Annotated in this window: 16 protein-coding genes; 7 read left to right on the forward strand and 9 right to left on the reverse strand. The window is 72.7% G+C overall.

Annotated features, from left to right (window positions below):
- Positions 1-90 precede the first annotated feature (90 nt).
- Positions 91-2,568 (forward strand): DNA topoisomerase (ATP-hydrolyzing) subunit A, encoded by a 2,478-nt coding sequence (locus tag ABWK99_RS01125; RefSeq protein ID WP_372592844.1) that lies wholly within the window; start codon positions 91-93, stop codon positions 2,566-2,568.
- Here the strand turns inward: ABWK99_RS01125 and ABWK99_RS01130 are convergent.
- From ABWK99_RS01130 to ABWK99_RS01140, 3 genes are all read right to left on the reverse strand, one after another.
- Positions 2,484-2,918, reverse strand: coding sequence for a thiol-disulfide oxidoreductase DCC family protein (locus tag ABWK99_RS01130; protein ID WP_372592845.1), 435 nt, complete (start codon positions 2,916-2,918; stop codon positions 2,484-2,486). The genes ABWK99_RS01125 and ABWK99_RS01130 overlap by 85 nt on opposite strands.
- Positions 2,919-2,982: 64 nt before the next feature.
- Positions 2,983-4,014: a GNAT family N-acetyltransferase gene (locus ABWK99_RS01135; RefSeq protein ID WP_372592846.1), complete on the reverse strand. Its 1,032-nt coding sequence runs from the start codon at positions 4,012-4,014 to the stop codon at positions 2,983-2,985.
- A 40-nt stretch (positions 4,015-4,054) separates the two neighbouring features.
- Positions 4,055-6,181 carry a type IIA DNA topoisomerase subunit B gene (locus ABWK99_RS01140; protein WP_372592847.1) on the reverse strand — a complete coding sequence of 709 codons (2,127 nt, stop codon included), beginning with the start codon at positions 6,179-6,181 and terminating at the stop codon, positions 4,055-4,057.
- A gap of 162 nt (positions 6,182-6,343) precedes the next feature.
- Between ABWK99_RS01140 and ABWK99_RS01145 the strand changes: the two genes are divergently transcribed.
- Complete coding sequence (locus ABWK99_RS01145) at positions 6,344-6,544, forward strand: hypothetical protein (protein ID WP_372592860.1); 201 nt, start codon at positions 6,344-6,346, stop codon at positions 6,542-6,544.
- Positions 6,545-6,619: 75 nt separating this feature from the next.
- Positions 6,620-7,069 carry a DUF456 domain-containing protein gene (locus tag ABWK99_RS01150; protein ID WP_372592848.1) on the forward strand — a complete coding sequence of 150 codons (450 nt, stop codon included), beginning with the start codon at positions 6,620-6,622 and terminating at the stop codon, positions 7,067-7,069.
- Here the strand turns inward: ABWK99_RS01150 and ABWK99_RS01155 are convergent, their stop codons facing one another.
- The 5 genes from ABWK99_RS01155 to ABWK99_RS01175 form a co-directional block, all read right to left on the reverse strand.
- On the reverse strand, positions 7,070-8,830 hold the full coding sequence (locus ABWK99_RS01155) for a DUF5671 domain-containing protein (protein ID WP_372592849.1): 1,761 nt from the start codon (positions 8,828-8,830) through the stop codon (positions 7,070-7,072).
- Between the two features lie 8 nt (positions 8,831-8,838).
- Positions 8,839-9,285 carry a hypothetical protein gene (locus ABWK99_RS01160; RefSeq protein ID WP_372592850.1) on the reverse strand — a complete coding sequence of 149 codons (447 nt, stop codon included), beginning with the start codon at positions 9,283-9,285 and terminating at the stop codon, positions 8,839-8,841.
- Between the two features lie 53 nt (positions 9,286-9,338).
- The gene (locus ABWK99_RS01165; protein WP_372592851.1) at positions 9,339-10,895 is read right to left on the reverse strand and encodes an RNA polymerase sigma factor; all 1,557 of its coding nucleotides are present in this window, start codon (positions 10,893-10,895) and stop codon (positions 9,339-9,341) included.
- 141 nt (positions 10,896-11,036) lie between these two features.
- A complete protein-coding gene (locus ABWK99_RS01170; protein WP_372592852.1) occupies positions 11,037-11,432 on the reverse strand; it encodes a universal stress protein in 396 nt (131 codons plus the stop codon).
- 137 nt (positions 11,433-11,569) lie between these two features.
- Positions 11,570-12,679, reverse strand: a complete 1,110-nt coding sequence (locus ABWK99_RS01175) for a DUF4192 domain-containing protein (protein WP_372592853.1) — start codon at positions 12,677-12,679, stop codon at positions 11,570-11,572.
- A gap of 220 nt (positions 12,680-12,899) precedes the next feature.
- Here ABWK99_RS01175 and ABWK99_RS01180 point away from each other — a divergent pair, with 220 nt between their 5' ends.
- A complete protein-coding gene (locus tag ABWK99_RS01180; RefSeq protein WP_372592854.1) occupies positions 12,900-13,412 on the forward strand; it encodes a hypothetical protein in 513 nt (170 codons plus the stop codon).
- A gap of 21 nt (positions 13,413-13,433) precedes the next feature.
- Positions 13,434-14,534, forward strand: coding sequence for a polyprenyl synthetase family protein (locus ABWK99_RS01185; RefSeq protein ID WP_372592855.1), 1,101 nt, complete (start codon positions 13,434-13,436; stop codon positions 14,532-14,534).
- Positions 14,535-14,566: 32 nt separating this feature from the next.
- Here the strand turns inward: ABWK99_RS01185 and ABWK99_RS01190 are convergent, their stop codons facing one another.
- Positions 14,567-14,956 carry an Rv2175c family DNA-binding protein gene (locus ABWK99_RS01190; protein WP_372592856.1) on the reverse strand — a complete coding sequence of 130 codons (390 nt, stop codon included), beginning with the start codon at positions 14,954-14,956 and terminating at the stop codon, positions 14,567-14,569.
- A 122-nt stretch (positions 14,957-15,078) separates the two neighbouring features.
- Between ABWK99_RS01190 and ABWK99_RS01195 the strand changes: the two genes are divergently transcribed.
- On the forward strand, positions 15,079-16,266 hold the full coding sequence (locus ABWK99_RS01195; protein WP_372592857.1) for a LysM peptidoglycan-binding domain-containing protein: 1,188 nt from the start codon (positions 15,079-15,081) through the stop codon (positions 16,264-16,266).
- A 35-nt stretch (positions 16,267-16,301) separates the two neighbouring features.
- On the forward strand, positions 16,302-17,535 hold a 1,234-nt coding region (locus ABWK99_RS01200; protein ID WP_372592858.1), incomplete at its 3' end, for a protein kinase.

Genomic DNA, 17,535 nt, shown 5'->3' on the forward strand with positions numbered 1-17,535 from the left:
CCGTCCGTGTGCTCGCCCGGCGGTACAGCCGGGCGTCCCGCGTGCGCCGAACCGTAGCCCGATCGTCTCGTCAGAAGGAGTCCCCCCGCGATGGCCCGCCGTTCCGGCCCGTCCGACGAGCCCACCGAGGTCGTCCACGAGACGATCGTCGACATCGACGTCGCGGAGGAGATGCAGGACTCCTTCCTGCAGTACGCGTACTCGGTGATCTACGCACGGGCCCTGCCCGACGCGAGGGACGGGCTCAAGCCCGTCCAGCGGCGCATCCTCTACCAGATGGCCGACATGGGCCTGCGGCCGGACCGCGCCTATGTGAAGTCCGCGCGTGTGGTCGGCGAGGTGATGGGCAAGCTGCACCCGCACGGGGACTCGGCGATCTACGACGCCCTCGTCCGGATGGCCCAGTCCTTCTCCCTGCGCCTGCCGATGGTGGACGGGCACGGCAACTTCGGCTCGCTCGACGACGGCCCGGCCGCCCCGCGGTACACCGAGGCACGGCTGGCCTCGGCCGCGATGGCCATGGTCGCCGACCTCGACGAGGACGTCGTCGACCTCATCCCCAACTACGACAACAAGCTGACCCAGCCGGAGGTCCTGCCCTCGGCGATCCCCAACCTCCTGGTCAACGGGGCCTCGGGGATCGCCGTCGGGATGGCCACGAACATGGCGCCGCACAACCTCGTGGAGGTGGTCGCCGCGGCCCGGCACCTGGTCGCTCATCCCGGGGCGAGCCTCGAGGACCTCATGCGCTTCGTCCCGGGGCCCGACCTGCCCACGGGGGGAAAGATCGTCGGGCTCGAGGGGGTGCGCGACGCGTACCGCACCGGCCGTGGCTCCTTCCGCACCCGGGCCACCGCCCGGATCGAGAACGTCACCGCCCGGCGCAAGGGCATCGTGGTGACCGAGCTCCCGTACCTGGTGGGCCCGGAGAAGGTGATCGAGAAGATCAAGGAGGGCGTCCAGGCCAAGAAGATCTCCGGGATCTCGGCGGTCACCGACCTCACGGACCGTCAGCACGGCCTGCGGCTGGTCATCGAGGTCAAGGCGGGCTTCGAGCCCGACGCCGTCCTCGAGCAGCTCTACCGCAGCACCCCGATGGAGGACTCCTTCGGGGTCAACAACGTCGCCCTCGTCGACGGGCAGCCGCAGACCCTCGGCCTGCGCGAGATGCTCGTGGTGTGGGTCGAGCACCGCCTGACGGTGGTGCGCCGGCGCTCGGCGTACCGGTTGGGCCGACGCAAGGACCGCCTGCACCTGGTCGAGGGCCTGCTCATCGCGATCCTCGACATCGACGAGGTCATCCAGGTCATCCGCGCCTCGGACACCGCCGATGCCGCGCGGGAACGCCTGCAGAGCGTCTTCGACCTGTCCCAGGTGCAGGCGGAGTACATCCTCGAGCTGCGCCTGCGCCGACTGACGAAGTACTCCCGGATGGAGCTGGAGACCGAGGCCGACGAGCTGCGCGCGCAGATCGCCGAGCTCGAGGAGATCCTCGCCGACGAGTCCCGTCTGCGGACCCTGGTCAGCGACGAGATGGCGGAGGTCGCGCAGACCTTCGGCACCCCGCGACGCACGATCCTGCTCGAGCACGCCGGCGGCACCGGGGTCACCGGAGCACCCGCGGCCAAGCGCTCCGCCGCACCGCTGGAGATCGCTGACGTGGCGTGCCGGGCGCTGCTCTCGGGCACCGGTCTCGTGGCCCGCACGGCAGACGACTCGGTGCCACCGCGGTCCGGGCGCCGCGCCGCGCACGACGTGGTCGTGTCGCAGGTCGCGACGACCTCCCGCGCGGAGATCGGGGTGGTCACCAGTGCGGGCCGCGTGCTCCGCCTGCCCATGCTGGACCTCCCGTCCCTGCCGCCGACGGACGGGCCGCCGAGCCTCTCGGGCGGCGTGCCGCTGACCGAGCTGGTCACCCTCGCTCCCCGCGAGCGCGCCGTCGCCCTGGTCTCGCTCGCCCCCGACTCCCCGCCTCTCGCGCTGGGAACCGCAGGGGGCGTGGTCAAGCGCGTGAGCCCCGAGGCGGCGCCCGCGCGCGACTCCTGGGAGGTCATCGGGCTCAAGGAGGGGGACGAGGTCGTCGGGGCCGCACCGGCCGCCGACGGGGACGAGCTCGTCTTCGTGTCCTCCGATGCCCAGCTGCTGCACTTCGGCGCATCCCTCGTGCGCCCGCAGGGGCGCCCGGCCGGCGGGATGTCCGGGATCAGCCTCGGCGCGGGCGCACAGGTCGTCTTCTTCGGCGTCCTTCCCGCCTCGGCCGTGGGACCCGAGCAGGAGCCACCGCTCGTGGTGACCATCGCCGGTGCGTCCGACGCCCTGCCCGGGACCCAGCCGGGTTCGGCCAAGGTCTCCCCCTTCGAGGTCTACCCCGGCAAGGGCCGGGCCACCGGCGGGGTGCGGGCCCAACGGTTCCTGCGGGGTGAGGACACGCTCCTGCTGGCCTGGGTCGGTCCCGGGCCGGCGCGCGCCTCCGGATCGGCAGGTCAGGCCGTCGAGCTCCCCGCGCTCGACCAGCGCCGGGACGGTTCCGGGACGCCGCTGCCCGCACCGGTGCACACCGTCGGCTGACAGGTGACCGTGCCACCCGGGAGCGATCCGCGATGACGGGCGACCCAGCCGTACACGAAGGACGAGGGCCGGTCCAGCACGCGTGAGCCCAGGACCCGGCCGAGGGTCACCAGGACGCGGTTCCCGGTCAGCAGCGCCCCGGCGACCGCGCGGTGACCGTAGGACACCGCACCGTCGGCGTCGAGGAACGGCAGCTCGCGTTCCGCGCGCCCGGCGTCGACCCCGAGTCCTGCCAGGTCCACGTCCTGGAGGGCGGTCACCCCGGTGGCGAGCCCCAGCCGCGGCACCCACCGCACGGCGCGCAGGCAGAAGCCGCAGTCGGCGTCGTAGAGGAGGAGCGGGCGGGGCACGCCCCGAGCGTAGGACGGCCTCGACGCGCCCGCAGCCCGGGCCGACCGTCGTGGACCGCTCGGCTCAGAGCTCCACGCTGTAGAGCACCGAACCGTGCGTGGCCTCGTAGCCCCATGCCTCGTACAGGCCGTTCGCCCCGGTGGGGTTGGCGTTGTCGACGTCGAGGCAGGCGTACTGCATCCGGGACCGCTTGAAGGCGTTGAGGCTGCGCGCGAGCAGCACCCCGGCGAGCCCCTTGCCCCGCCACTCGGGCCGGACGCCGAGGATCTCGGTGTACCCGCTCGTCCAACCCTGGACCGCCCAGTCCTGCTCGTACCGGCTCGACATCGCGTAGCCGACGACCGTCGGCACGCTCGCGGCCGCGTCCAGGGCGACGAAGCTCCAGGTGGGCATGAAGTGCTGCCGGTCGTGGCGCCAGGTCTCGGGCGTCCTCGGCTCACTTCCCCAGTGGTCGGCGAAGCAGGCGTTGTGCGCCAGTCGGGTCGCCTCGTCGAGCTCCAGGCTCCACCGCACGATCCGGACGCCGCGCGGCGGCCGCACCGAGGGGATCGGGATGCTCAGGTCGCGACGCATCGAGGTGTACCAGCGGATCGGGCTGAACCCGGCTGCGGCATACAGCCGGCGCTGGTCGCGCGCGTTCTCCTCGACGAAGGAGCACAGTCGCGCGGGCAGGTCCTTGCCGGTCTCGACGAGCTTCTGACGGCCCCGCCCCTCGAGCCAGGCGATGACGGCGCGGCCGAGACCGCTTCCCCGCCACTGCGGGTCGACCCCGCCGGAGAGGAAGGCGCGCACGACACCGACGTCGCCGGGGTGGACCTCGACGAAGGCGTAGGCGCGCAGGGTGCCCTCGTGGTCGAAACCGCCGAGGCTGTCGCGCTGGAGGTCCTTCCAGCCGCCGACGAAGAAGTCGGCGACCTCGGCCCGTGAGGTGCGCGTCGGAGCCCGGTCCGCGACCTCGATCGTGCCGATCAGGGCGAACAGCGCGTCGACGTCCCCGACGTGCAGGGCGCGCCACCGCAGCTCGAGGTGCGCAGGGGGCAGCTCGAGGACCGCGGGTGCATCCGCACGCACGGCGATCGGCTCGAGCTGGCTCACGGGACCAACCTAGGTGATCGGGGAGCGGGAGTGTGCATCGTCACGCGTCGATGGCCGCGCGGTCGAGCTGGGCGGCTCCCGCGACGATGAAGTCGCGTCTCGGGGCGACCTCCGCCCCCATGAGGAGCTCGAAGACCTCCTCCGCTGCGGCGGCATGGGCGGCGGTCACGCGACGGAGCGTCCGGTGACGCGGGTCCATCGTCGTCTCGGCGAGCTGGTCGGCGTCCATCTCCCCGAGGCCCTTGTACCGCTGGATGTCCGGCTTGTAGCGCCGCCCCGCCTTGTCGAGCCGGCGCAGCGTGCGGGTCAGCTCGTCCTCGGAGTACGTGTAGATGTACTCACCCTTGCGTGAGCCGCTGCCGAGCGTCTCGATGCGGTGCAGCGGCGGGACGGCCGCGTAGACCCGACCCTCGTCCACGAGCGGGCGCATGTACCGGAAGAACAGCGTCAGCAGCAGCGTGCGGATGTGCGCGCCGTCGACGTCGGCATCGGTCATCAGCACGATCTTCCCGTACCGGGCGGCCTCGAGATCGAAGCTCCGGCCGGAGCCGGCACCGATGACCTGGATGATCGCCGCGCACTCCGCGTTGCGGAGCATGTCGCTGACCGAGGCCTTCTGGACGTTGAGGATCTTGCCGCGGATGGGGAGCAGCGCCTGGAAGTCCGAGCTCCGAGCGAGCTTGGCGGTGCCCAGCGCGCTGTCCCCCTCGACGATGAACAGCTCGCTGCGCCCGACGTCGTCGCTGCGGCAGTCGGCGAGCTTGGACGGGAGGGCCGAGGTCTCCAGCGCGTTCTTGCGACGAGAGATCTCCTTCTGCTTGCGGGCCGACTGACGGGCCCGCATCTCCGCGACGACCTTGTCGAGCACCAGCGAGGCCTGCGTCTTGAGGTCGCGCTTGGTCGAGGTGAGCAGGGCGGTGAGCTCGGACTCGACGACCTTGGCGACCACGGCGCGGACCGGTCCGGTGCCGAGCACCTCCTTGGTCTGCCCCTCGAACTGCGGCTCGGCGAGACGGACGGTGACGACGGCGGTCAACCCGGCGAGGGCGTCGTCCTTTTCGATCCGGTCCCCGCTGTCCTTCGCCGTGATCTTCAGCCGGCGCGCGTTCGCCTGGATCTGCGTCCGCAGGGTCTTGATCAGCGCCTGCTCGAAGCCGGCGAGGTGGGTGCCGCCCTTCGGCGTGGAGATGATGTTGACGAAGGTCCGCACCTCGGTCTCGTACCCGGTCCCCCAGCGCAGCGCGACGTCGACCACGCACTCGCGCTCGACCTCCTGGGAGACGAGGTGCCCGCGACCGTCGAGCACGGGGACCGTCTCGGTGAACCGCCCCGTCCCGGACAGCCGCCAGGTGTCGGTCACCGCGTTGTCCGGGGCGAGGAAGTCGACGTAGTCGACGGTCCCTCCGTGGTGGACGAAGGTCTCCTCGCTGGGCCCCTCCTCCCCCGGGGTCCCGCGCAGCCGACGCTCGTCGCGCACGAGGATCGTCAGCCCGGGGACCAGGAAGGTCGTCTGCCGCACGCGCGCGACGAGGTCGTCGTAGGAGAACACGGCGCTCGCGGGGAACACCTGCCGGTCGGCCCAGAAGCGGACCCGGGTCCCGGTGCGGCCGCGGGCGACCTTGCCGACCACGGCGAGCTCGGAGGCCGAGACGAAGGGGCTGAAGGCGGCGTCGGGATCCGGACCCGCCGCATCGGCGAACCGGCCGGGCTCCCCGCGGTGGAAGGTCATCCGGTGGGTCTTGCCACCCCGGTCCACCTCGACGTCCAGCCGGGAGGACAGGGCGTTGACCACGCTCGCCCCCACGCCGTGCAGGCCTCCCGAGGCCGCGTACGAGCCGCCGCCGAACTTCCCGCCGGCGTGCAGCTTGGTGAAGACCACCTCGACGCCCGTCAGGCCGGTCTTCGGCTCGACGTCCACCGGGATGCCGCGACCGTCGTCCCTGACCTCGACGGAGCCGTCCTCGTGCAGGAGGATCTCGATCCGCGTGCAGTGGCCGCCCAGGGCCTCGTCCACCGCGTTGTCGATGATCTCCCAGACGCAGTGCATGAGCCCGCGGGAGTCCGTGGTCCCGATGTACATGCCGGGTCGCTTGCGGACCGCCTCCAGCCCCTCCAGGACGGACAGGTGGCGTGCGGTGTAGCTGGACTCGGTCAGGGCACTCGTCACGGGGGCAGAGCCTAGACGCCCCGAGCACCGCGCTCGGGGAGGCGTGCCGTGCGCGGACCCCGCCGGACCGCTCCGGGACCTTCGGACTACGCGGAGAGCGAACCACGGCCGCCGGCGGGAGCAACGCGCGTCCCCGCATGGTTCCATGTCTTCGTGACCACGATGACGACAGCCCCCCTGACCGCAGCCGATCGCTGCGACCGCTGTGGTGCCCAGGCCTACGTGCGCGTCGTTCTCCCGACCGGTGACCTCTTCTTCTGCGGGCACCACGCCCGCAAGCACGCCGACGCCTTCGCCGACGTCGCCGTGCACGTCCACGACGAGATGGACCGCCTCGAGCAGGAGCACGGCGCCTCGCTCTGAGCGGTACGCCGTGCGGCACACCCCTGAGACGCGGGTCCTGACATCGACCTCCTGACGATCCTCGTCGCTCTCGCGATGCTGGTGGGTGTCGTCGGGATCGTGGTCCCGGTCCTTCCCGGTTCCCTCCTGATCGGCGCAGCCCTGCTCGTCTGGGCGATCACGACGGGTGGGCCCACCGCATGGCTGGTCTTCGCGACTGCCGCGGTGCTGCTGACCGCCGGGGCCCTCTCCGGCGCTCTCCTGACGGGGCAGCAGGTCTCGGCGGCCGGTGTGCCCCGGTCCTCGCTCGTCCTGGCAGCCCTCGCGGGCCTCGTCGGGATGGTCGTGGTGCCCGGGCTCGGCCTCGTCCTCTTCTTCGCCCTGGGGCTCGTGATCATGGAGTACCGGCGGCGTCGAGAGCTCCGACCCGCGCTGAGTGCCGCCTGGGTTGCCCTGCGCGCCACAGGGCTCGGGATCCTCGTCGAGCTCAGCACCGCCGTCGCCGCGATCGCGATCTGGGTCGGGGCCCAGGTCCTCGGGGCCTGACTAGCGCGCGTCCCCCGCCTGGACCATCTGCTCGCCGTCCGCGTGCAGCATGACCTTGCGCAGTCGCGCACCGGCCAGCGCAGCGAGCACCGCCTGCCGATCCCACCGCCCGGACTCCTGGACCCACAACTCGACGTGAGCAGAGGTCACCTGACGGATCTCGTCGACCAGCCGCTCGTCGGCCGGCCCGATGAGCAGGACGGACTCCAGCGGGCCGACCGGCGACGCACCGGCCTGCATGCCCGGGGCGCCCGGCACGGCCTGCGGGGTCGGCACGGCCTGCGGGGCCGCGGGCGGCGGTGCCAGCCTCCGGTCCTCACGGTGCACCGACCAGTGGTAGCTCGCCAGGGCGAGCGCCGCGACCAGCACGCCGAGCGCCACCCGCTGCTCGCGGACCGTGTCCGCTCCCAGGTCCCCGGAGAGCGCCGCCTCGAGGATCCCGTAGACCGCGACGAGCAGGGCGACCACGGCGACGACCCCGGTCAGGCCGAACAGGGCGTACAGGTAGATGCGGCGCGTCGGGGACGCCGCCTCGGTGTCCCGGTCGGCGGCGACCGCGCTGCGGATCCGGCGCCAGAACGCCCACCACAGCGGGCCACCGACGAGGAGGAGCGTGGCCGCGGCCAGCACCGAGTTGATCAACGACGAGTCGACGAGCACCGAGGCGGTGGGGGTGACAGCCTCGAGGAAGGCCACCACCACGAGCACGACGCCGACAGCGGCCGCGACCAGCGCGACAGCAGCAAGCAGGTACTCGTGCAGCCGGTCGACCTCGCTCCGCTCCGCGGGCACGGCGGTCCCCAGCACCTGCCGGTGGTACCACCAGCTCAGCGCCCCGCCCACCGCGACGGAGAGTGCCGTGAGCGTCCCGGACCCCCAGGAGGTCGTCGCCGCTCCACCGAGGTCGCCGAGCGCCCACACGAGCACCCGGTACAGCGCCACGCTCGCTCCGGTGACGGTGACCACGAGGGAGATCCCCACACCTGCGAGCAGGACGTAGCCGTACCAGAGCGGGGTCGCGGGTGCCGTCCGCTCGCGCAGCCACCAGTACATGATCCACACCGGCACGCCGGCGAGCAGGAGCGCACCGGCGACCCCGACGGTGGAGACCGTCTCGACCACGACATCGCCCTCGGGCACGAGCAGGACGTCGAGGGAGGCGCTGAGCACCGCGACGAGACCCGCGAGGCTGACGGCCCATCCGATGAACGCACCGAGCAGGTGGTGGACCCTGCGGTGCTCAGGCTCCGTCGTCCGTGACTCGATCCGCAGGTGGACCCCCCACAGTGCGCCCCAGACGAGCACCTGCACCGCGGCGGCGACCTCGAACCGGCCCCCGATCGCGTCCTCCAGGAGGGACTGGAGCGAGACGAGAGCGGCGACGGCGCCGGTGAGGGCGGTCAGCGCCAGGTAGAGGAGCCACCCGAGGGAGCGCGACTCTCCCGGCACCTCCGCCATCGTGCGTCGGGTCCACCGCCAGAGCACGACGAGCAGCGGGGTGCCGATGAGCAGGAAGGTCAGCGCTCGCGCGAGGTCGCCGCTGGTGTCCACCAGCAGGGCGCGCCGGCCCAGCAGCCCGCCGAGCGTCGTCACGCCACCCGCGACCACGAGCGTCATGCCGTACAGGAGCAGGTACTGGAAGAAGCGGCGCACGAGGACGCCCGGGGCCACGGGCTCTCCCGAACGACGCCCCGCGACCGCCCGCACGATCAGCACCACGACGACGATCGGCACGACGAGGCCGATCAGCGACGAGACCACGGCGCCGATCATCGGGACCCGCCGCAGTCGTACATCGGCCAGGGCGCCCCGGACAACGACCAGTCCGCCCCGGAGCGGACCAGGACGAACCGCTCGTCATGGCTGTAGCCGCCCGAGCTGAAGGGGTCGTCCCCGGCGCCCTCGGTGATCTGCACGGTCACCACGGCGGAGTCGCCGTCCACCGAGACCGAACCGAGCACCGCGCGCAGGGAGCTGGGCAGGTAGGCCCGGGTGAGGTCCTCGACGGTGCAGCTGCTCTCCGGTGCGAGGAGAGCAGCCGCCTCGTCCACCGAGCCGTCCGCGACGGACTGCAGGTAGGCCTGCACGGCACCTGAGGGTGTCGCGGGGTCCCCCGCCGACACCGAACGCGTCGCGGCGAGCACGCCCGCGACGACGGCAAGAACCACGACCCCGGCGACGGCCGAGGCGAGGACAACCGATGTCCGTGTCGCCATGGGCTCAGTGTGGCCCTCGGGTCGGTGCCGCGCCATGCACGCCGCGCCGACCCTCAGTCGAGGTAGTCGCGCAGGACCTGCGAGCGGCTCGGGTGACGGAGCTTGGACATCGTCTTGGACTCGATCTGGCGGATCCGCTCACGCGTGACGCCGTAGACCTTGCCGATCTCGTCGAGGGTCTTCGGCTGTCCGTCGGTGAGCCCGAACCGCATCGAGACGACACCCGCCTCGCGCTCGGAGAGCGTGTCGAGCACCTGGTGCAGCTGCTCCTGCAGGAGCGTGAAGCTGACCGCGTCGGCCGGGACGACGGCCTCGGAGTCCTCGATCAGGTCACCGAACTCGCTGTCGCCGTCCTCGCCGAGCGGGGTGTGCAGCGAGATGGGCTCGCGGCCGTACTTCTGGACCTCGACGACCTTCTCGGGGGTCATGTCGAGCTCCTTGGCGAGCTCCTCCGGGGTGGGCTCGCGGCCCAGGTCCTGGAGCATCTGCCGCTGCACGCGAGCGAGCTTGTTGATGACCTCGACCATGTGCACCGGGATGCGGATGGTGCGCGCCTGGTCGGCCATGGCACGAGTGATGGCCTGGCGGATCCACCACGTGGCGTAGGTCGAGAACTTGTAGCCCTTGGTGTAGTCGAACTTCTCGACCGCACGGATCAGGCCGAGGTTCCCCTCCTGGATCAGGTCGAGGAAGAGCATCCCGCGGCCCGTGTACCGCTTGGCAAGGGAGACGACGAGGCGAAGGTTGGCCTCGAGGAGGTGGTTCTTGGCGCGCCGGCCGTCCGCGGCGATGAGCTCGAGCTCGCGGCGCATGAGCTTGTCCATCTGCGCGACGCCCGCGAGCTTCTCCTCGGCGAAGAGCCCGGCCTCGATCCGCTTGGCGAGCTCGACCTCCTGCTCGGCGTTCAGCAGGGCGACCTTGCCGATCTGCTTGAGGTAGTCCTTGACGGGGTCGGCGGTGGCACCGGCGGTGACGACCTGCTGGGCGGGGGCGTCGTCGTCGTCGGCGTCGGACACGACGAAGCCGGCGTCCTCGGACTCCTCGCCCGCCTTCACCGGCACGGCGGCGGTGTCGTCGCCGACGGCGTCGTCCTCGGACTCGAGCTCCGCGGGATCGATCTCGACGGGCTCGTCCTCGTCGCTCCCCGCCTTGCCCTTGGGCGCTGCCTTGGCCTTCGCTGCCGCCTTCGGGGCAGCCTTGGCCCGCGTCGCTGCTGCCTTGGGCGCCGCCTTCGCACGGGTCGTCGTGGTGGCCTTCTCGGCCTCCTCGCCCTCGGCGGGAGCAGCGGCGGCCTTCGCCGTCGTCGACTTGGCGGCCGCGCGGCGCTTCGGCGCGGCCGCGGGCTCCTCGACGGCAGCGACGGTCGTCGAGGACCGACGGGTGGTCGCGGCGGCAACCGGGGCGCGAACCTCGGAGATGCCGATGTCGAGACCGTCGAGCGTGCGCAGCACGGTCTTGAGACGGGCCGGAGCCACCTGGGCGGCCTCACACGCCTCGCGCAGGGACGGACCGTCGACAGAGCCGTGCGTGCGGCCACGCTTCACGAGCTCCTGGAGAGCAGGGTGCTCGAACTCGCGGGGCAGGGCAGAACCAGGGGAAGACAACGACACAGGGAACCTTTCAGCAGGACTCGTGGGGACGGTCCAGGAAACGGACCACCATTGTAACGTCCGGCGTCCCGTCACGACGCCCGCAGCGCACGATTCACTCCCCCGAGCCATGCCCGGGACCGCGTCACGCACCCCGGCGGATCAGACCTCCGGCTTGACCGCCAGCACGGGGCACGGCGCGTCGAGCAGGATCCGCTGGGCGTTCGAGCCGAGAAGGAGCTTGCCCACCGGGCTCCTGCGGCGCAGGCCGATCACCACGAGCTCCGCCTTGCTGCGCGTCGCCGCCTCGACGATGTCCTCCGCGACGTCCCGCCCCTTGGTCGTGACCCGGACGTCGGCGCGCAGGTCCTCGTCCTCGAACCGGGTTCTCAGCTCCTCGGCGAGCCGCTCGACCCCCAGTGCGTCGGCACCGAACCGGGACGTCCGCTCGCTGAGCACGACGACCAGCAGCGCATCGCGCTTGTGCGCTTCGCGCACTGCCACCTCGAGCGCCGCGTCACCCTCGGGGGTTGCGACATATCCGACGACCACACACATGACGCCTCCTCGGACGACGACGGCCTGCGGTGGACGTTACCGGACTCCCGTGCAGGACCTCGCCCCCTGACCGCCGGAGCGCGTCGGCCCGGGACCGCTGCGCCGCTCCCTGCGCCGCCGGAACCCGGATCAGCGCCTCAGGCGCCCCTGGCGCGCACCCATCCTGGCGGCATCCCCGAGGCGAGGGTCGTGGCGAGAAGAACGGCAAGGCGGTAGTCCTCCCGCGCACCGAGCGCGCGGTCGAGGTGGATCCCCGCACGCGCTCCGTCCCCCTCCCACCACGCCATGAGCCCGAGGAGGGTGAGGGCCGGCGCCCGGCGTCGCCGCGAGGCGTGCGCGGCGACCTGGACCAGGAGATGTCGGGCAGGGTCGACGAGCACGGGATCGGGCGCGAGGCCCGAGACCGGGTCGAGGATCGCGCCCAGCGCGCGGCCGATCTCGTCCCCGCTGTACCCGGCCACGACCCGGTCCGCGAGCCTGCCGTTCCCCGGGACGAGCCCCAGGAGCACGGCATCCCGCACGAGCACGTCGTCGAGGGCCGCGAGGTGCCGCCCGAGGCGGGTCGGCTCGATCGCGAGCCCCGGCTCACCGGCGCAGCGCGCCAGGTCCTCGCGCCACGCCGCCAGGCCCGCTCGTCGCCAGCGGTGCACGGACACGGGATCGAGGGAGTCGGCGCGTCGCGCCGCCCACCGGTCCGCCGCGCGCCTGGTCGCTCGGCGGTCCCCCGCGGGCACCTCGACCGTCGGCACGAGGTCCTCCCGGCTCGGCACGACCTGCCTCCCGGAGACGACCATGTGCGCCCCGACCTGGGTCGACTGCAGATCGGTCAGCGGCCGGCCCTGCGCAGGACAGCAGTCCGGGTCCTCGCACCCGAGGGCGCGGTACCCCGCCGGACCGACCACCCACACGGCGACCTCCCCGAGCAGGGGCCCTGCCTCCCCCCGGAAGTGGGCCACCGCAGGGTGCGCGGCCTCGTCGCCCACCGTGGGCAACGGCCCGTCGGTGTAGAGGACCAGCACGGCCGAGGCGGCACCGTCGGCGAGCAGGTGCCCGACGAGCGATCTCGCCAGCTCCGGCCCGCAGGACGGGTCGGAGAGGTCGGGCAGGTCGACCCGGGCGACGAGGCCGACCCGGTGGCGCTCGCCCCGCACGCTCACCGCCACGGCACTGTCCCGGGGCGTGAAGCCCAGCTGGTACGGGATGAGGGCGAGGAGCTCGCGGGGCTCGCGGGTGCGGATCGTCGTCATGGCCCCATCCGAGCCCGCGCCGCCGCGGCGCGCGAGGAGCGTCCCGGCATCCTGTGGAGGACGAGGTCAGCCGAGAAGGGGCCTCCGGGTGTGGATCTCACCCGCACGGCGCGGGGTCGCACCGGTTGCCGGGGACTACCCTAGGACCATGCCCCCCGGCGGCCGTGCCCCCCGGCGAACCCGTAGGTCCGCCACGCTGTGGGCCGTCGGAGCGAGCCTCGTGGCGGCCCTCGCCTTCGCGGGCTGCGCCGGTTCCGTCACGGCGGACGAGCAGAGCCTGCTCGCCGAGGCGAGCCTCGGGTCCAGCGACCCGACCGCCGAGGCGAAGACGGCCCCGGACGCTCCCACGCCGGCCGAGGACTCGCTCGTGACGAGCACGCCCGACGCGAACTCCCCCGTCGGCTCGCTCGCGCCGGAGTTCCCGACCGAGCTCCTGCCGATGCCCGACGACGCGGTCCTGCTGGTCACCTCCGCGGTTCCCGTCGGGGACGCCGGGGTCAAGGAGGTCTCGCTGAACCTGCGGACGACCTGGACCACGTCCCGCATCCTCGACCTGTACCGCACGCACCTGCTCGGCGAGGGGTTCACGGAGGTCCCTGCCGTCGACACCGCGCTCGCGGCGGAGTCGACGTTCACCCGTTCGGACGGGGACGAGATCGTCTCGGTCGGCGTGCTCGACGCCGACGGGGTCCGGACCGTCACCGTCGGCGGTCGCGTGCGCGCGAGCGACTGAGGCCACCCCTAGGCTGAGCGGATGAGCGGAGCTGCAGCCCTGGTCGACGTCGAGGACGTGCGGGCCGGGGTGGACGCCCGCCTCGACGCCCATCTCGCAGCACTCGGCGTCGAGCTCTCCGCGGCGGGCCGTGACACCGGCCACCTGCTGGACGCGCTGCGCGTGACCCTGTCGGGCGGCAAGCGCCTGCGTGCCGCCTTCTGCTACTGGTCCTGGCGCGCGCACGGGCCGCAGGGCGACGACGTCGAACCGGTGCTGCGTGTCGGTGCAGCGCTGGAGCTGTTCCAGGCGGCAGCCCTCGTGCACGACGACGTGATGGACTCCTCGGACACGCGCCGTGGGAGGCCCTCGGCGCACCGCGCCTTCGAGGCCATGCACGAGTCAGCCGGGTGGTCGGCGCCGGCAGCGAAGTTCGGGGAGTCGGCAGCGATCCTGCTGGGCGACCTCGCCCTGATCGCGAGCGAGCGGGAGCTGGCCGACGCCGTCGCCGGGCTCGACGGCAGCGTACGGGCCGCCGTGCGCGCCACCTTCGACACGATGCGCACCGAGGTGACCGCCGGGCAGTACCTCGACGTCCTGGCCCAGGGCGTCCCGTTCGGCCACGACCCGGTGGCGGACGAGGCACGCACTCGCGAGATCATCCGGGCCAAGAGCGCGCGGTACAGCGTCGAGCACCCGATGGCCCTCGGCGCAGCGCTGGCCGGTGCCTCGGAGGAACGACTGGCCTCGTGCCGGGCGATCGGCCTGCCCCTCGGCGAGGCGTTCCAGCTCCGGGACGACCTCCTCGGTGTCTTCGGAGATCCCCGGAGCACCGGCAAACCCGCAGGGGACGACCTCCGGGAGGGCAAGCGCACCCTGCTGGTCGTCCGCGCCCTGCGCGACGCCGCGCCGGCCGACGCGGCCCTGCTGCGCGCAGGGCTCGGTCGAGCGGACCTCGACGAGGAGGAGATCACCGCCCTGCGCGAGGCGATCGGCCGGAGCGGAGCCGTGGAGCAGGTCGATGCGCTGATCACCGCCTTGGCCGATCCGGCGCTCGCGGCACTGGCCGCGGCCGACCTCGCCGAACCGGGACGGTCGATGCTCGTCTCGCTCGGCCGGGCCGCCGTCCGCCGCTCCGCCTAGCGTGCGGGCCGGTCGCCCCGGCCCGCGCCCGCTCAGAAGGCCAGGGACTGCGCCCTGCGGCGGATCTCGGTCTTGTGCCCGCCGACGAGCGCGTCGATGGGCGTCCGGGGCGGGACACCGGTCCCGAGGCTCGCGAGCGACTCGTCGGGCGTGAAGAGCCACCGCACCGCCTCCTCGTCGGAGAAGCCGGAGTCGGCGAGCACGACGACGGTCCCGGCGAGGGCGGGGACCACCTGCCACCCGCGTTCGGTCTCCATGAGGAACTTCTCGGGCACGCCGCGCACGCCGCGCTCACCGAAGCGGAGGGCGATCAGTGCGCGTTCCTGCACGAGTCGTCGGACCTGGCCGACGTCAAGGCCCAGGCGCTCGGCGACATCAGGGAGGGGCAGCCAGCTGCCCACGAGGTTCTCGAGGTCGGTCACGAGAGAAGCGTAGGGCGTCACTCCACCAGAGCAGTGCGCCCTATCGCAGGCGACGGCCGTGCGCTACGTTTCACAGCAGTCACTTCTGCATCAGTTTTCACATGAGTCACAAGGATGGACCGATGACCACCGTGGCACCCCGTCCCCTCGCCCCCTCGGCCGCACGACGACGCGCCGTCAGCGGCACCGGCGTGGGCCTCGCTCTCGCCGCCGTCTCGGTGGCCCACGCGACCCCCGCGGCGGCCGAGGAGTACCAGGTCCGCCAGGGCGACACGGTGAGCCACATCGCCCTGCGCACCTCGAGCTCCGTCGCGCAGATCGTCCAGGCCAACAACCTCGGCTCCTCGGCGTTCATCCGGGCGGGCCAGACCCTGACGATCCCGCGGGAGACGGCGTCCGCCACGACCGCGGCTCCCGCGGCCCAGGCGAGCCCGGCACCTTCCGGCCACCTCGTCCAGGCGGGCGACACGGTCTCGCACCTCGCCGTCCGCTACGGCACGTCGGTCGCAGCGATCGTCTCGGCCAACGGGCTCGACTCGCGGGCCATGATCCGCATCGGTCAGACCTTGACGATCCCCGGCACCTCCACGAGCACCTCGACGGCCGCCACGACGACAGCGTCGACCCCGACCACCGCCACGACCGCGACCTCCTACCGGGTCGTCGCCGGCGACACCGTCTCGCGGATCGCCGCCCGCACCGGGACCACGACAGCGGCGATCGTCGCCGCGAACGGGCTCGACTCGCGGGCCCTGATCCGCATCGGGCAGACCCTGACGATCCCCGGCACGAGCACCAGCACGACGGCGACCACCACGGCGACGCTCGTGGGCAACACCTTCGCCGGCCGCACCTACCCCGCTGCCACCGTCAGCTCGGCGAACCAGAACAAGGCCACCCTGCTGCAGATGGGGGTGCCGAGCACCGCGGAGATGCAGGCGCTCGTGCGCAGCACGGCCCAGTCGATGGGAGTGGACCCCGCGCTGGCCCAGGCGGTCGCGTTCCAGGAGTCGGGTTTCAACCACGCCTCGGTCTCCCCTGCCAACGCGATCGGCACGATGCAGGTCATCCCCACCTCCGGCGAGTGGGCCTCGGACATGGTGGGCCGGGAGCTGAACCTGCTCGACCCGACGGACAACGTCGTGGCAGGCGTGGCCATCCTTCGTCGCCTCGTGGCCACCTCCCCCGACCTCTCCTCGGCGATCGCCGGGTACTACCAGGGCCAGGCGAGCGTGTCCCGCAACGGCATGTTCTCCGACACGCGGCGGTACGTCGCCAACGTCCGCACCCTCATGTCGCGGTTCTCCTGACCGGTTCGAGCGCGATGCGCCCGTAGACTTCGCAGGTGCTAGCCCAGTCGGACCCGCTCACGGGTCGAGTCATCGACGGACGGTACGAGATCGTCTCCCGGATCGCCAGGGGCGGGATGGCCACCGTCTACCTCGGACGGGATCGCCGGCTCGACCGCGAGGTCGCCGTCAAGATCATGCACGCGCACCTCGCCGAGGGCACGAGTGGCGCCGACTTCGTCGCCCGGTTCCGCCGCGAGGCGCGCTCGGCCGCACGGCTCGACCACCCGGGCCTCGTCGCCGTCCTGGACCAGGGCGTCGACGAGGAGCTGAGCTACCTCGTGATGGAGTACGTCGACGGGACGGACCTGCGCCGACGGCTGCGGGCCGAAGGCTCGCTGACCGTCCAGGACTCGCTCGACACGGCAGAGTCCGTGCTGGAGGCCCTGGCCTCCGCGCACCAGGCCGGCTACGTCCACCGCGACATCAAGCCCGAGAACGTCCTGCTGGGACGGCGCGGCAAGGTCAAGGTCGCGGACTTCGGGCTCGCGCGGGCCGTGACCGAGGTGACGGCCGCCACGACGGGCTCCCTGCTGGGCACGGTGGCCTACCTCGCCCCCGAGCTGGTCGCGAGAGGCACGAGCGACACCCGTACCGACGTCTACGCCGTGGGCATCCTGCTCTACGAGATGCTCACCGGACGCCAGCCCTACTCCGGCGACAACGCGATCCACATCGCCTACCAGCACGTGCACGCCCGGGTCCCGGCACCCTCCGACCTCGTGGACTGGCTGCCCGCGGAGCTCGACGACCTCGTCTGCGCGCTCACGGCACGCGAGATCGAGGAACGACCGGAGAACGCCGACCGCGCCCTCGAGCTGGTCCGCACGGCGCGTGCCGCCCTGGACGCGGAGACGCTCGCCCGTCGGGCCGAGGTGACCCCGCCCGCGGCAGCCGGCGTCGAGCACCCGTCGTCGCCCGACGGCGCGACCCCGGGCCCCGAGTCCCCCGCCGAGGTCGACCCGGATGCGACCCAGGCCTTGGGCGTCGCCACGCCGCTCGACGCCGATCCGGCACAGCCCGACGGCCCGGACGCCCTGGGCCGCACGATCAGCCTCAAGATCGGCTCCGGTCTGCTCGACCCGAGAGCCCGGCGTCGCCGGGTCCTCGGCCTCGTCGCGCTCGTCGTGCGCCTGGTCGGCGGGATCGCCTCGGGGCTCGTCGGGTACATGCGCAGCGGGCCGGGCGCGTACACGCGCGTCCCGCAGGGCCTGATCGGTGTCACCCTCG

The organism is Actinotalea sp., from assembly GCF_041597215.1.
Classification (GTDB): domain Bacteria; phylum Actinomycetota; class Actinomycetes; order Actinomycetales; family Cellulomonadaceae; genus Actinotalea.